16 protein-coding genes and 1 pseudogene are annotated in these 13,841 nt (G+C 71.6%); 11 read left to right on the top strand and 6 right to left on the bottom strand.

The features are described from left to right. Positions 1–52 precede the first annotated feature (52 nt). The 3 genes and pseudogenes from ICC28_RS14525 to ICC28_RS14515 all read left to right on the top strand — a co-directional run. The gene (locus ICC28_RS14525) at positions 53–634 is read left to right on the top strand and encodes a rhodanese-like domain-containing protein (protein WP_188288947.1); all 582 of its coding nucleotides are present in this window, start codon (positions 53–55) and stop codon (positions 632–634) included. After that, positions 631–1,551, top strand: coding sequence for a sulfite exporter TauE/SafE family protein (locus ICC28_RS14520; protein WP_188288946.1), 921 nt, complete (start codon positions 631–633; stop codon positions 1,549–1,551). The genes ICC28_RS14525 and ICC28_RS14520 overlap by 4 nt, the downstream gene beginning before the upstream one ends. Before the next feature lie 18 nt (positions 1,552–1,569). Continuing rightward, positions 1,570–1,698, top strand: a pseudogene (locus ICC28_RS14515) (metal-sensing transcriptional repressor); the annotation flags it as partial. Positions 1,699–2,119: 421 nt separating this feature from the next. On the opposite strand, the gene ICC28_RS14510 reads toward ICC28_RS14515, so the two are convergent. From ICC28_RS14510 to ICC28_RS14500, 3 genes are read right to left on the bottom strand one after another with little or no spacing between them, the layout of a single operon-like run. Beyond that, entirely contained in the window at positions 2,120–2,593 is a 474-nt protein-coding gene (locus ICC28_RS14510) for a DsrE/DsrF/DrsH-like family protein (RefSeq protein WP_188288945.1), read from the bottom strand. A 30-nt stretch (positions 2,594–2,623) separates the two neighbouring features. Then, a complete protein-coding gene (locus tag ICC28_RS14505) occupies positions 2,624–2,941 on the bottom strand; it encodes a TusE/DsrC/DsvC family sulfur relay protein (protein WP_188288944.1) in 318 nt (105 codons plus the stop codon). Between the two features lie 17 nt (positions 2,942–2,958). Further along, the gene (locus tag ICC28_RS14500; protein ID WP_188288943.1) at positions 2,959–4,200 is read right to left on the bottom strand and encodes an NAD(P)/FAD-dependent oxidoreductase; all 1,242 of its coding nucleotides are present in this window, start codon (positions 4,198–4,200) and stop codon (positions 2,959–2,961) included. Between the two features lie 276 nt (positions 4,201–4,476). On the opposite strand from ICC28_RS14500, the gene ICC28_RS14495 reads away from it, so the two are divergent. From ICC28_RS14495 to ICC28_RS14480, 4 genes are all read left to right on the top strand, one after another. After that, positions 4,477–4,929 carry an OsmC family protein gene (locus ICC28_RS14495; RefSeq protein ID WP_188288942.1) on the top strand — a complete coding sequence of 151 codons (453 nt, stop codon included), beginning with the start codon at positions 4,477–4,479 and terminating at the stop codon, positions 4,927–4,929. Beyond that, a complete protein-coding gene (locus ICC28_RS14490; protein ID WP_188288941.1) occupies positions 4,926–6,620 on the top strand; it encodes an aminotransferase class V-fold PLP-dependent enzyme in 1,695 nt (564 codons plus the stop codon). The genes ICC28_RS14495 and ICC28_RS14490 overlap by 4 nt, the downstream gene beginning before the upstream one ends. A gap of 51 nt (positions 6,621–6,671) precedes the next feature. After that, on the top strand, positions 6,672–7,043 hold the full coding sequence (locus tag ICC28_RS14485) for a thioredoxin family protein (protein ID WP_188288940.1): 372 nt from the start codon (positions 6,672–6,674) through the stop codon (positions 7,041–7,043). A gap of 161 nt (positions 7,044–7,204) precedes the next feature. Then, positions 7,205–7,492, top strand: a complete 288-nt coding sequence (locus tag ICC28_RS14480) for a metal-sensitive transcriptional regulator (RefSeq protein WP_047017838.1) — start codon at positions 7,205–7,207, stop codon at positions 7,490–7,492. Positions 7,493–7,629: 137 nt separating this feature from the next. Here ICC28_RS14480 and ICC28_RS14475 read toward each other — a convergent pair whose 3' ends face one another. Beyond that, on the bottom strand, positions 7,630–8,595 hold the full coding sequence (locus ICC28_RS14475) for a pirin family protein (protein ID WP_188288939.1): 966 nt from the start codon (positions 8,593–8,595) through the stop codon (positions 7,630–7,632). A 111-nt stretch (positions 8,596–8,706) separates the two neighbouring features. On the opposite strand from ICC28_RS14475, the gene ICC28_RS14470 reads away from it, so the two are divergent. Beyond that, entirely contained in the window at positions 8,707–9,198 is a 492-nt protein-coding gene (locus tag ICC28_RS14470) for a MarR family winged helix-turn-helix transcriptional regulator (protein WP_188288938.1), read from the top strand. Beyond that, positions 9,195–9,638, top strand: a complete 444-nt coding sequence (locus ICC28_RS14465; protein ID WP_188288937.1) for a MarR family transcriptional regulator — start codon at positions 9,195–9,197, stop codon at positions 9,636–9,638. The genes ICC28_RS14470 and ICC28_RS14465 overlap by 4 nt, the downstream gene beginning before the upstream one ends. 10 nt (positions 9,639–9,648) lie before the next feature. Here the strand turns inward: ICC28_RS14465 and ICC28_RS14460 are convergent, their stop codons facing one another. Continuing rightward, positions 9,649–11,058 (bottom strand): PepSY-associated TM helix domain-containing protein, encoded by a 1,410-nt coding sequence (locus tag ICC28_RS14460; RefSeq protein WP_188288936.1) that lies wholly within the window; start codon positions 11,056–11,058, stop codon positions 9,649–9,651. 130 nt (positions 11,059–11,188) lie between these two features. Here ICC28_RS14460 and ICC28_RS14455 point away from each other — a divergent pair, with 130 nt between their 5' ends. Further along, positions 11,189–11,836, top strand: coding sequence for a peptide deformylase (locus ICC28_RS14455; RefSeq protein ID WP_188288935.1), 648 nt, complete (start codon positions 11,189–11,191; stop codon positions 11,834–11,836). A 5-nt stretch (positions 11,837–11,841) separates the two neighbouring features. Here the strand turns inward: ICC28_RS14455 and ICC28_RS14450 are convergent, their stop codons facing one another. After that, a complete protein-coding gene (locus ICC28_RS14450; RefSeq protein WP_188288934.1) occupies positions 11,842–13,275 on the bottom strand; it encodes a dihydrolipoyl dehydrogenase family protein in 1,434 nt (477 codons plus the stop codon). A gap of 154 nt (positions 13,276–13,429) precedes the next feature. Here ICC28_RS14450 and trxA point away from each other — a divergent pair, with 154 nt between their 5' ends. Then, positions 13,430–13,828 (top strand): thioredoxin, encoded by a 399-nt coding sequence (gene trxA / locus ICC28_RS14445; protein ID WP_188288933.1) that lies wholly within the window; start codon positions 13,430–13,432, stop codon positions 13,826–13,828. The last annotated feature ends 13 nt before the right edge of the window (positions 13,829–13,841 follow it).

The following is a 13,841-nucleotide window of genomic DNA, read 5'->3' as shown; positions in this document are numbered from 1 at the left end:
AACCGGCCGCCGCCCGCCCCCAACCGCTTCGACGACATCAAGGAACCCAGCGATGACCACCCACGCCGACAAGCCACGACTCGATCCCGCTGCCCTGCACGACCTCACCCGGGACGGGGAGGGCCCGCGCCTGCTGGACGTGCGCACGCCCGGCGAGTTCCGCACCGCCCACATCCCCGGCTCCTACAACGTCCCCCTCGACACCCTGCGCGAACACCGCGCCGAACTGCGCCACCACCTCGACGAAGACGTCATCCTCATCTGCCGCTCCGGCGCCCGCGCCGCCCAGGCCGAACAGGCCCTCGCCGAGGCCGGACTGCCCAACCTGCGCGTCCTCGACGGCGGCGTCATGGCCTGGGAGAACGCCGGCGGCCCACTCACCCGCGGCCCCGAACGCTGGGACCTGGAGCGACAGGTCCGGCTCATCGCCGGAACCCTCGTCCTGGTGACCGGCATCGCGGGCCTGTTCGTGCCCGGACTGCACCTGATCGGTACCGCCGTCGGCGGCGGGCTGACCGTCGCCGCGCTCACCAACACCTGTGCCATGGGCATGCTGCTGTCGAAGCTGCCCTACAACCGCGGCCCGCGCACCGACCTCGATACCGTCGTCGCCGCCCTGCGGGGCACCCCATGATCGCTGTCATCATCGCCGCGTCCCTGCTCATCGGCGTCAGCCTCGGCATCCTGGGCGGCGGCGGATCCATCCTGACCGTCCCCATCCTGGTCTACCTGGCCGGCATGGAGACCAAGCAGGCCATCGCCACCTCCCTGTTCGTCGTCGGGGTCACCAGCGCCGCCGGCGTCGTCTCCCACGCCCGCGCCGGACGCGTCCGCTGGCGTACCGGGCTGCTGTTCGGCCTGGCCGGCATGACCGGCGCCTACGCGGGCGGACGGCTCGCCGAGTTCATCCCCGGCAGCATCCTGCTGCTCGCGTTCGCCCTCATGATGATCGCCACGGCCGTCGCCATGATCCGGGGACGGAGGCGGGCGCCGAAGAAGGTCCACCACGAACTCCCCGTGCTGCACGTGCTCTTGGACGGCATCGTCGTGGGCCTGGTGACCGGACTGGTCGGCGCCGGCGGAGGCTTCCTCGTCGTTCCCGCGCTCGCCCTGCTCGGCGGGCTGCCGATGACCGTCGCGGTCGGCACCTCGCTGCTGGTCATCTCCATGAAGTCCTTCGCGGGCCTGGCCGGATACCTCGCCAGCGTGCACATCGACTGGGGCCTGGCGGCCCTCGTCACGACGGCGGCCGTCGTCGGCAGCCTGCTCGGCGGCCTGCTCGCCGGACGCATCCCGCAGGACGCGCTGCGCAAGTCCTTCGGCTGGTTCGTCGCCGTCATGGGCATCTTCGTCCTCGGCCAGCAGACCGACTCCGACCTACGCCACACCCTGCTCACCAGCCCCTGGACCTGGGCCTCCGCAGCCGCGGCGGCGGGCATCGCCCTCAGCTGGTACATGCTCGGGCGCTCCGGCCGAACACCGGAGCAGCCGGGCGACGCCCCGGCCGTGCCGGGCGACAACAGCCCGGACCGCCTCGCCAGCCGTCCATGAGGACAGGAGGTGAGAGCCATGGACGAGAAGACGGGCTCGTGGGCCGAGGCGCTCCTTCGGCTGCGGCGGGCCCAGGGACAACTGGCCGCGGTCATCGCCATGATCGAGGCGGAGCACGACCGCAGGGACGTCGTCACTCAGCTGGCTCACCGACTGGGTCGGCCGGCCGGGCAGCCACTGCCCCGACGCCCGACGGGGCGGCCCACCGACACCAGCAGCGGAGCAGCGCGCCCGCGAGGACGCCCGGGCGCGGCTCATCCGCCGGTTCCCGGGCATCCCGCCCGGAACACTGACGACGGCGACGACGGAGGCGTTCGCGTGCTTCGCGGACGCCCGCGCTGCCCCTGTCCGTATCTGCTCGCCGGGGACGATCCAGCGAACCGGGGCACGGGGACGTTGTCGAGAGCGCCGTCCGGGCGACCGGCCAGTTCCACGCGCTCGACGCCCAGTTCCCGTGGGGCGCAGGCGAGTTCGCCCGGCCGCACGTGCGCAGGTCGCCCGGACCACCGCCGGCACGCGCCGCATCCCGCCCGGCAGGCCGCGCCCGGCATCTGTGCTGCCGGCCGTCTCAGGTGTAGATGATCTGGCCGCCGGCCGCGTACTCGTAGAACTCGCCGACGGTGATGATGCCCTGGACCTGCTCGACGAGGTCGTCCTTGTCGAGTTCGAAGAGGTCGACGGACGCCTTGCACGCGTAGATGCCGGCGCCGGTGTCGGCGATCATCTCGATGAACTCCGGGATCGGCGGGATGTCGAGCTTGTCCATCTTGCGTTCCATGTAGCGGGTGACGAGGTCGGGCACGCCCGGCATGCCGCCCAGCAGGGTCGGCAGGTGCAGGCCGGGGTTGCCCACGGTCGCGAGCTTGATGTGCTCCCAGCGCTTCTTCGTGATCGCGTCCAGACCGAAGAAGGTGAAGAACAGATCGGCCTCGATGCCCTCGGCGCGGGCGCCGTTGGCCATGATCAGGGCCGGGTAGATCCCTTCCAGGGATCCCTTGGAGACGATGATCGAGACCTTCTCGATCGTTGCGGTGTCGGCCATGACGGCACGCACTCCTTCGTGTCAGGCGTATCAGATGCAGCCGCGGGGCTTGGGGATGCCGGCGATCTTCGCGGCGGTCTTCGCCGGGCCCTTGGGGAAGAGCTGGTAGAGCTCCTTGACGCCGACGCCGGAGGTCTTGCCGAGGACCCGCACGGTGGGACCGGTGCCCTTGGCCGCGTACTGGTCGCGCATGAAGTGGATGACGATCCAGTGCCGGTCGGTCAAGGTGTCGATGTCGAGTTCCTTGGCGATCTGTTCGGCCATGGGCTCGGTCCACCGGTCGGGCTCGGTGAAGAAGCCTTCCTCGTCGACCGGGACGGGGGTGCCGTCGTAGGTGGCGGTGGGCATGGCGGTACTCCTTCGGTTCAGGCGTGGGTGTGGTGCTTGCCGTGCTCGGGCATGGCCGAGCCGATGCCGGGCAGCTCCCGGCCGGGCAGCAGGCTGTGCCAGTACAGCCACTCGAAGGCGAGCTTGCCGAGGTGGTTGGCGTGCGACTCCTTCAGCAGCGGCAGGCCGACGGCGGCCGGGAAGTGGCCGGGCAGCGGTTCGGTGTCGTAGTTGAAGTCGATGAGCAGGGCCTTGTGGAAGCCCGTCTCGACGAAACAGTTGGCGTGCCCGTCGAAGGAGGCGTCCAGCGGCTGTCCGGCAAGGAACCGGCCGATGTTGTGCACCAGTACCTCGCCCTCGAAGTGGGCCACCGACCCGGCCTTGGAGGCCGGCAGGCCCGCGGCGTCACCGATCGCGAACACCTCGGGGTGGTCGGGGTGTTGGAGGGTGTGAGGGTCGACCGGCACGAAGTCCAGCTCGTCGCCCAGTCCCTCGGAGCGTCCGATGTACTCGGCACCGCCGTGCAGTGGGACGACGACCGCCAGGTCGAAGGGCACCTCCCGTTCGTCGTACGACACGAGCCGGCCGCCCGGGCCGTCGACCTCGCCGAGCGTGAACTCGGTGACCAGCTCGATGCCCTTCTCCTTCAGCAGCCCGCCCAGCGCCTTCGCGGCGACCGGCTTGGTGAACGCGCCGTCGAGCGGCGTGGCGTACGTCAGCTCCACCCGGTCACGGATGCCGAGTCGCTGGAAGTACCAGTCGGCGAGGAACGCGAACTCCAGTGGTGCGACCGGGCATTTGAGGGGCAGGTCGGCCACGTCAATCACGATCCGGCCGCCGTCGAAGCGCTCCAGGGCATGGTGCAGACCGACGGCGCCGGGCAGGTCGTAGAAGGTGAAGACCTTCTCGCCCCAGCCGGGCCCGGTCAGGCCCTCGGTCTCCTCCGGCAACAGCCGGGCTCCGGTGGCGACCACGAGGACGTCGTAGGAGAGCCGGATGCCGTCGGCCAGGTGCACTGTCCGCGCGTCCAGGTCGACCCGCTCGATGCGGGCCTGCTTGTAGTCGACGGCGGTGTTCAGCTGCCGCGGACGGGAGCGGACGAGGTGATGCGGCTGGGCCAGCCCGAAGGGGACGAACAGCAGTCCGGGCTGGTAGATGTGGTCGTCGTCCCGGTCGACGACCGTGATCCGGAAATCCCGCTCGTCGTACGTGCGTTGCAGGCGGTTGGCCGTCAGGGTGCCGGCGGTGCCGCTTCCGAGGATCACGATGTGTTTGCCCATGCCTCCACTGTCATGCGGGAAGTGGGGGCGAGGCATGGGCCGCTGGTCCCCGGCCGAGTACCCACCCGGGTATGTCTTCGGCCGGGCCCACTGGCCTCATGACTCATGTGCCCGCCGTGAACGCCCTGATAAAATACCCAGCAGGGTATACGGCCGCGAGGCCAGGCACGAGGGCCGAGCGGCCCCCGCCGCACCCCGTCGGCCCCTCACCCCGCCCCCGCATCCAGCGGTCGACTGGAATCCGGAGCAGCCGACACCAACGAGAAGGGCTCGGCCATGACCGGCAGCACCCCGCAGACCCTCGGCACGAACCCCCCGCACCCCCTGGACGTGCACCGCCTCGAGGTCGTCCACGTCGACCGGGACGCCTACACGGTGGATGTCCGCGAGCACCGCCTCCGCGTCGACCAGCCCGCCGAGGCGGGCGGCACGGACACCGCGCCCACCCCCACCGAGCTGTTCGCGGCGTCGCTGGCCACCTGCGTGGCGTTCTACGCGGGCCGTTACCTGCACCGGCACGGTCTGCCCCGCGCCGGCCTGCGCGTCCGTACGGAGTTCGTCATGGCCACCGACCGCCCGGCGCGTGTCGCCTCCCTGCGCCTTGTGATCATTCCTCCGCCGGAGCTGCCCGAGCAGCGCCGCGCGGGCCTGCTGGCCGTGGCCTCGCACTGCACGGTCCACAACACCCTCCACCAGCCGCCCGAGATCGACATCGAGCTGGAGCCATGAGTACGGCCTCCCCGCCGGCCGCGTCGGCGCTGCTGGAACGCATTCGCGGCGGTCTGATCGGCGACGACGAGGTGCTGGACGGTCCCTACGGCCCGATGCGGATCGTCTACGCCGACTACACCGCGTCCGGCCGCGCACTGGACTTCGTCGAGGACTTCGTCCGCGAGCAGGTGCTGCCGCGCTACGGCAACACGCACACGGAGAGCTCCAGCACCGGGCTGCAGACCACCCGGCTGCGCGAGGACGCCCGCCGAATCATCCGCGACGCGGTCGGCGGCACCGAGGACGACCTGGTGATCTTCTGCGGCTCCGGTGCCACCGCCGCGGTGAACAAGCTGGTCGGCATCCTGGAGCTGCGCCGCCCGGACCGGCCACCACCGGCCGAGCGGCCGGTGGTGTTCGTGGGCCCCTACGAACACCACTCCAACGAGCTGCCCTGGCGTGAATCGGTCGCCGACGTCGTGGTCATCGACGAGGACCCGGACGGCCACATCGACCTTGCCCGGCTCGAGGCGGAACTGCGACGGTACGCCGGGCGCCCGCTGCTCATCGGCAGCTTCTCCGCCGCGTCCAACGTCACCGGCATCCTCACCGACACCGACCGGGTCGCGCATCTGCTGCACGCCCACGGCGCCCTGTCCTTCTGGGACTACGCCGCGGCGGCACCGTACGTCCCGATCAGGATGGCCGAGAGCGCTCCGGGCGCCGTGGACCACAAAGACGCGCTGTTCCTGTCCCCGCACAAGTTCGTCGGCGGCCCGCAGACCCCCGGCGTGCTCGTGGTGCGGCGCGCACTGGTGCGCAACCCGGTGCCCACCGCGCCCGGCGGCGGCACGGTCGCCTTCGTCGATCCGCTCGGCCACCGCTATCTCGACGACCCGGTGGCCCGCGAGGAGGGCGGCACCCCGGCGATCGTCGAGTCCGTCCGGGCCGGGCTCGTCCTCGCCCTCAAGCAGGCGGTCGGCACCGACACCATCCAGGCCGCCGAGGAGCGCCACTGGCGCCGCGCCCTCGCGGCCTGGGAGAGCAACCCCGGCATCGAGATCCTCGGCAACCACCACGCCCGCCGCCTGTCCATCGTCTCGTTCCGCATCCGCCACGGCGAGCACGCCTACCTGCATCACCACTACGTCGTCGCCCTGCTCAACGACCTGTTCGGCATCCAGGCCCGCGGCGGCTGCTCCTGCGCGGGCCCCTACGGCCACCGCCTGCTCGCGATCGACTCCCCCACCTCCCATGCCCTGCTCGACGAGGTCGTCCACGGCTGCGACGGCATCAAACCCGGCTGGGCCCGGGTGAACTTCAACTACTTCATCAGCGACACCGTCCGCGACTACCTCATCGACGCCGTCGAACTGATCGCCACGCACGGCCACCGGCTGCTTCCCGAGTACCGCTTCGATGCGCACAGCGGACAGTGGCGCCACCACAGCGGCCCCGCCCAACCCCCGCTGCGTCTGACCGACGTGCGCTTCGGCACCGACGGCCGGATCACCGCCCCGGCCGTCCGACACCGCCGGCTGGGCGAGGCGGCACTGGCCGGCCAACTCGCCCGTGCCCGTGCGGTGCTGGCGGCCGGTCCCGACCACCTGGACGACGGCCCCACCGGATTGCCGGCCGACTTCGAGCGCATGCGCTGGTTCCCGCTGCCGCCCGTCTGCCTGGAACAAAACCGCACCGGTGTCGGTTGAACCGGGCAGACAGACATACCCCACCGGGTATATGAGAGAAGAGGGAAGCCCATGCCGACCGTCGAACTGACCAAGGACAACTTCGAGGAGACCGTCACCGGCTCCGACATCCTGCTGATCGACTTCTGGGCCGCCTGGTGCGGACCGTGCCGGATGTTCGGCCCCGTGTACGAGAAGGCGTCCGAGCGCCACCCGGACATCGTCTTCGGCAAGGTCGACACCGAGGCACAGCCCGAACTGGCGGGAGCCTTTCGGATCTCGTCCATCCCCACGCTGATGGCCGTCCGCGAGCGGACCGTCCTGTACGCGCAGCCGGGCGCGCTGCCGCCGCAGGCACTGGAGGAGCTCATCGGGAAGATCCGGGCCGTCGACATGGAGGAGGTGCGGCAGAAGACCGCCGCGGGCTCGGCGGAAGCGAACTGAGGGCTCGGGCCAACCCGCGGCGGGTGTGCGCACATCGATGACGGTCAGCTCGTGCAGCCGCGCGCGGGGGTGCCGGTCATGACAGATGTGATCCTTGATGGTCGCCGCCGTCCCGAACCGGGACGTACAGTACCCCTAGGGGTATTTTTCGAGGAGTGATCGTGGAACTGGAACTTGAGGGTGCGGACCTGAAGGCCGTACTGAACCGGCTGCGGCGGGCGCAGGGTCAGATCTCCGGCGTGATCCGGATGATCGAGGAGGGACGCGACTGCGAGGACGTCGTCACGCAGCTCGCCGCCGCCTCGCGCGCGCTGGACCGGGCCGGTTTCGCGATCATCGCGACGGGCCTGCAGCAGTGCGTGACCGACATGGAGTCCGGGCGCAAGAACGGCGAGGACCCGGAGGCGATGCGCGCCCGCCTGGAGAAGCTGTTCCTGTCCCTGGCCTGACACTGCCCGCCGCGGCCGTCACAGCACTGCGTCGATCAGCATGAAGGCCGCGACCGCCGGCAGCACCAGGGCGAAGATCCGCTGCAGCGTGGCCGCCTTCCGCCTCGCGGCCGCCAACGCTGATGTGTTTCAGCAGGTCAGCGCACTCTTCCCCGCGGCTTCAACGGCACCGGCGGCAACTCCGGTGCGGGCAGTGGCGCCCCGTCGTACCCCTTCACCTCGCCGAAGCGTGTGCCTTCCATCCAGTCCGTGCGGGCCTGGACGATCTCTTCCTGGGAGCGCCCGATCCAGTTCCAGAACATGATCAGCTCTTCCTCGAACGGCTCGCCGCCCAGGAGCATCAGGCTTGCGTCGGAGTCGGCGCGCAGGGGGAGTTCGGTGCGGCCGCAGCCGAGGTAGAGCATGGAGCCGGGGAGGACGGGGACGCCGTCGACATGGGACTCGCCGGACATGGACAGCACGGCGTACTCGAAGTCGGGTTCCAGCGGGAGGCGTACGTCGGCCCCGCGGGCGAGGGTCAGGTCGGCGCCGACGATGGGGGTGTACGTCGTTCCGGGCGAGGTGGCGCCGTCCATGTCGCCGAGGATCAGCGTGGCGGTCAGTCCGGGTGCCGTGACCGTCGGCAGGTCGGCGTGGTGCTCGAAGTGCGGGTCGGTGTGGCGGTGGCCGTCCGGGAGGGCGACCCAGAGCTGGGCGCCGTGCAGGAAGCGGGCGTGCGAGCGGGGGCTCTCCTCGGAGTGGCTGATCGCCCGGCCGGAGGTCATCAGGCCCAGCTCGCGCGGGCGGATCGTCTGCAGGCTGCCGGTGGAGTCGCGGTGCAGCACCTCGCCCTCGTGCAGCCAGCTCACCGTCTGCAGGCCCATGTGCGGGTGCGGCGGCACCTGCATGCCGGGCTCGTCGGCGATGTCGTCGGGGCCGTAGTGATCGACGAAGCACCAGGCACCCACCATGCGCCGGCCCAGGTTGGGCAGCAGGCGGCGCACTTCGGAGGACTCGCCGAGCTTGACCCGGCGAGGGCTGAGGAGTTCGCGTACGGGCTCCGCCACCACGAAGCCACGGCCGCCGCACACCGCGGGCACCGCCTCGCGATCAAGATTGCTCATGGCGCCCAACCTAGCCCTTGGACGCCCGTCCGTCAGGCCAACTCCGGGCGAGGTCGGGCCCGCACCCGAAAATAGTAGCCATGTACATAGTAGCCATGTACTGTATCCGTCATGAGCAAGGGAACGGAGCAGGCCTCACCCGGCTTCCTGGTGTGGCGCCTGTCCACGAAGTGGCGGGTCGCGGTCGACCGTGCCGTGGCCCCGCTGGGCCTCACCCACGCGCAGTACGCGCTGGTCGCCTCGCTGTACGGCATGCAGCGGGCCGGCGAGCGCCCCAGCCAGCGGCGCCTCGCCGACCACACCGGCCTCGAACCGCTGTACGTCTCCAAGCTAGCCCGCGCCCTCGAAGCCTCCGGCCTCCTCGAACGCACCCGGGACCCGCGCGACCCGCGCGCCGTGCAGCTCGCGCTCACGGACCGGGGCCGCGAGACGACCGGGCAGGCCATCGGGGTCGTCCAGGGGCTCCTGGACCAGCTGCTGCAGCCGCTCGGCGGTCTCGACAGCGACCGGACACGGGAGTTCGGGCGAGATCTGGCTGCCCTGCTCGACGCACCTCTTGATCCGTTCGGCGACGACAGCGACACCAAGAAGGAGCCCTCATGACCACCACCGCCCCCAGCGCCGACGCGCGCGCTCTCGGCCTGGCGCACTACGCCGCCCGTGGCGTCCTGGAGACCGTCCTGGCCCGGTACGGCACCACGTTCCAGCAGATGATCGCCCTCAGAGCCGTCGCCACGGCCGAGACCCCCGTCGAGCGCGGCGAAGTCGTCGGATACGTCGTCGACTCCCTCAAGGCCGAAGCGGCGGAGGCCGACGCCGTGGTCGAGGAGCTGCTCGCCGGGGGACTGATCGCGGCCGAGGCGTCCCGGCTCCGCGTCACGGACTCGGGGCGGGAGCTGTTCGCCCGGACCGGCTCCGAGCAGAAGGAGATATCCGCCCGCATCTGGGGCGGCATCCCGGCGGAGGACCTGGCGGCGGCGGGGCGCGTGCTGAGCCTGGTCACCGAGCGGGCCAACAGGGAGCTGGCGACCCTGTCGGCCTGAGCCCGCCTCGCTACTCGGCCCGGGTGGGCGCGTAACTGCGCTTCCCCCGCCGGTGGGCGATCTCGCCGAGCACGATGTCGACGGCGAGGAAGGCCAGCAGGGAAATGCCGAGCAGCGGGACGAAGTAGCCGACCACGGCGACGACGGCCGCGAGCGGTACGAGGATGTGCGGCGGCACCTGCTGCCAGGTGCCGCGCGGCAACGGGCGGCCGAAAGTGGAGCCGCGGCCGCGCTGCCACCACATGCGGTAGCCCCACACGATCAGCAGGATCAGCGAGAGCGCGAGCAGCATCAGCGCGATCTGGCTGGCCAGGCCGAACAGGATGCCGGTGTGCAGGTCGATGCCCCAGCGGGTGAGCTTGGCGAGCACCGGGTAGTCGGCGAACCGCAGCACATCGACGACCTCGCCGTCGGCGGGGTCGACGGCGACGGAGTCCTGCTTCGTCGGCCAGCTGCGCTGGATCTGCTTGACCACGTACGCGGACTCCGGGTCCGCGGGCGGCACGATCTCGACGGGGTCGCCGAGGCCCTCGGCCCGGGCCGCCGCCAGCACCTTGTCCAGGCCGACGCCCTCCCCGCCCTCCCCCGCGGAGGCCGACGCGCCGTGGCCGGAGTGCTCCCCGCCCGCCGACGCCGAGAGGGACGGCGTCGCGCCGCCGAGCGAGGTGCGCAGGTCGTCGATGTTGGCGCCGGCGTACGCCGACCAGGTCAGTCCGGTCGCCGACAGGAAGAGGAACCCGGCCCCGGCCCAGACGCCCACCGTGCCGTGCAGGCCCAGCGTCCGGCGACGCCCGTTCGTCCCGCGTACCTTCCGCTGGGCGCGGCGCCGGGAGAACCACAGCACCAGGCCGCCGCCCGCTATCACCCACAGCCAGCTCGCGGCGAGTTCGCTGTAGAGGCGGCCGGTCTCGCCGAGGTGCAGGTCGCGGTGGAACTCGTCGATCCAGGTGCGCAGCGGCAGCGCGCCGGTCGAGCCGTACTGTTCCAGCGCGCCGCGCACCTCGCCGGTGTAGGGGTCGACGAACACGGCGAGGGTGTGGGTCTCGTCGACGCCCTCGACGCCGGACAGCAGCACCCTGGTGGTCGCGTCGTCCTCGGGCGAGGGCCGTACGGCCGTGACCGTGCCCTCGGGGTGGGCCTTGCGGGCCGCGGCCACCTGCTCGGAGACGGGCAGCTTCTCCTCGCCCACGGGAACGGTCAGTTCGTGCGCGTAGACGATCTTCTCGGCCGGGAACGCGGCGGCGTACAGGAGGCCGGTCACGGCGGCGACGAGCAGGAAGGGCGCGACGAGGACTCCGGCGTAGAAGTGCAGCCGCAGGATCAGCGGGCGCAGCGGGGCCCAGCCGCGGCGGGCCGGCGCCGGGGCTTGCGGGGGCAGGGCCTCGTCCGATGAGGGTCGGGGCGAGGGAGCGGTGGACATCGGCGGGCCTCTCCGGGCTGGGAATGCTTTGGTGCTGTTGCGGTCCAGTAGTCGGACCGGCGTGACAGCGAGTTCCCGGCATGTGAAGTGACCTGTGTCACAGGCGTGGTGGGCGTGGCATCCTGGCCCCATGTCCTCTCCGACCGCCCCCGTCCCCCTGGCCGACCGGGTCGAGCAACTCCTCGCCACGGACGGCCCGTTGCCGATCGTGGCGGCCGGTGACCCGGTCCTGCGCCGCACCGCCGAGCGCTACGACGGCCAGCTCTCCCCCGCGCTGCTGACCCGTTTCGTCGAGGCCCTGCGCCGCACCATGCACGCGGCCCCGGGCGTCGGCCTCGCCGCGCCCCAGGTCGGTGTTCCGCTGCGGATCGCGGTGATCGAGGATCCGGCGCCGGTTCCGGAGGAGGTACGGCTGGCCCGCGGGCGTGTGCCGCAGCCGTTCCGGGTGCTGGTCAACCCCTCGTACGCGCCGGTCGGTTCCGCCCGCGCCGCGTTCTTCGAGGGGTGCCTGAGCGTGCCGGGCTGGCAGGCGGTGGTGGCCCGGCACGCCGAGGTCCGGCTGACGGGCGAGGACGAGGGCGGCCGCCCGCTGGACGAGGTCTTCTCCGGCTGGCCCGCGCGGATCGTGCAGCACGAGACGGACCACCTGGACGGCATGCTCTACCTGGACCGGGCAGAACTGCGGTCCCTGTCCTCGAACGAGGCGATGGCCGAGCGCTGGGCCCGGCCGACCCCGAAGGAGGCGGCGGCCGCGCTCGGCTTCGAACTGCCCGAGTAGGAAGGTCAGTTGTCCCGGTAGGTCTCCAGCAGCCGCAACCACACCTCGCTGATGGTCGGATACGACGGAACCGCGTGCCACAGCCGGCTGATCGGCACCTCGCCCGCGACCGCGATCGTCGCCGAGTGGATGAGTTCGCCGACGCCGGGGCCGACGAAGGTGACACCGAGGAGGATCTCGCGTTCGAGGTCGACGACCATGCGGGCACGGCCGCGGTAGCCGTCGCCGTAGAGGGAGGCGCCGGAGACGTTCGCGAGGTCGTAGTCGACGGCGCGGACGCGGTGGCCCGCCTGTTCGGCCTCCGCCAGGGAGAGGCCGACGGCGGCGGCCTCGGGGTCGGTGAAGACGACCTGCGGGACGGCGGCGTGGTCGGCGGTGGCGGCGTGGGCGCCCCAGGGGTCCGACTCCAGCAGCGGGACGCCCGAGGCGCGGGCGGCGATGGCGGCGCCGGCGATGCGCGCCTGGTACTTGCCCTGGTGGGTGAGGAGGGCGCGGTGGTTGACGTCGCCGACGGCGTAGAGCCAGGTGCTGCCGGTGACGCGCAGGCTGTCGTCGACCTGGAGCCAGGAGCCGGGTTCGATGCCGATGGTGTCCAGGCCGATGTCGTCGGTGCGCGGGGTGCGGCCGGTGGCGAAGAGGATCTCGTCGGCCTCGATGCGGTCGCCGGTGTCGGTGACGACGACGACCGTGCCGTTCTCGCGGGTCACGGACGCGACGGAGGTGCCGGTGCGGATGTCGGTGCCGGCCTCGGCGAGCCCCTCGGCGACCAGTTCGCCGGCGAAGGGCTCCATGCGGTTCAGCAGTCCCTTGCCGCGGACCAGGAGGGTGACCCGGGAGCCGAGGGCCTGCCAGGCGCAGGCCATCTCGGTGGCGACGACTCCGCCGCCGACCACGATCAGGCGTCCGGGTGCCTGCCGGGCGCTGGTGGCTTCGCGGCTGGTCCAGGGCTTGACGTCGGCGAGGCCGGGCAGGTCGGGCAGTTGGGCGCGGGTGCCGGTGCAGACGGCGACCGCGTGCCGGGCGGTCAGGACGTGCTCGCTGCCGTCGGGGCCGGTCACGGTGACCGTGCGCGCGCCGGAGAGGCGACCGTGTCCGCGGTAGAGGTCGGCGCCGGTGCCCTCCAGCCAGCCGACCTGACCGTCGTCCTTCCAGTGGGAGGTGTACTCGTCCCGGCGGGCGAGGACCGCGGCCGTGTCGAGGGGGCCCCGCACCGCGCCGGACAGGCCGGGCAGGCGGCGGGCGTCGGCCTGGGCGATGACCGGGCGCAGCAGGGCCTTGCTGGGCATGCACGCCCAGTACGAGCACTCGCCGCCGACCAGTTCGCTCTCCACGACCGCGGTGGACAGGCCGGCCGCACGGGTGCGGTCCGCCACGTTCTCCCCCACGGGTCCGGCTCCGAGCACGACCACGTCGTACGTCTTGGTTTCCGTTTCCGTCATGGGGTCAGTCTGGGGGGTGGTGTGCGGTGTGGCCACATGGGTAAGCGCGCGGATGCGTGCCCGTCCGCGCACGGAACGCGCGCACGGAATACCTGTCCGTCCGGCCGTGTTGTGCGGACGGCTTCGCCCCGACACCAGGAAGAGGGAACACGCCATGAGCAGCACCGTGGAGCTCACCAAGGAGAACTTCGACCAGATGGTCACGGACAACGAGTTCGTCCTGATCGACTTCTGGGCGGCTTGGTGCGGTCCGTGCCGGCAGTTCGCCCCGGTCTACGAGAAGGCGGCCGAGGAGAACCCGGACCTGGTGTTCGGCAAGGTGGACACCGAGGCCCAGCCGGAGCTGGCCGCGGCCTTCGGCATCCAGTCGATCCCGACGCTGATGATCGTGCGGGACCAGGTGGCCGTGTTCGCGCAGCCGGGCGCGCTGCCCGAGGCCGCCCTGACGGACGTCATCGGACAGGCGCGCAAGCTCGACATGGACGAGGTCCGCAAGGCCGTGGCCGCCCAGCAGGCGCAGGCCCAGGGCCAGGACCAGCAGGACGACCAGTAGCACCTCGTCCGAC

Origin of the sequence: Streptomyces sp. TRM68416, assembly GCF_014596915.1 — a bacterium.
In the GTDB taxonomy this organism is placed as follows: Bacteria; Actinomycetota; Actinomycetes; order Streptomycetales; family Streptomycetaceae; genus Streptomyces.
Note: the sequence above shows the minus strand (reverse complement) of the source record. Positions and strands in the feature narration are given on the sequence as shown.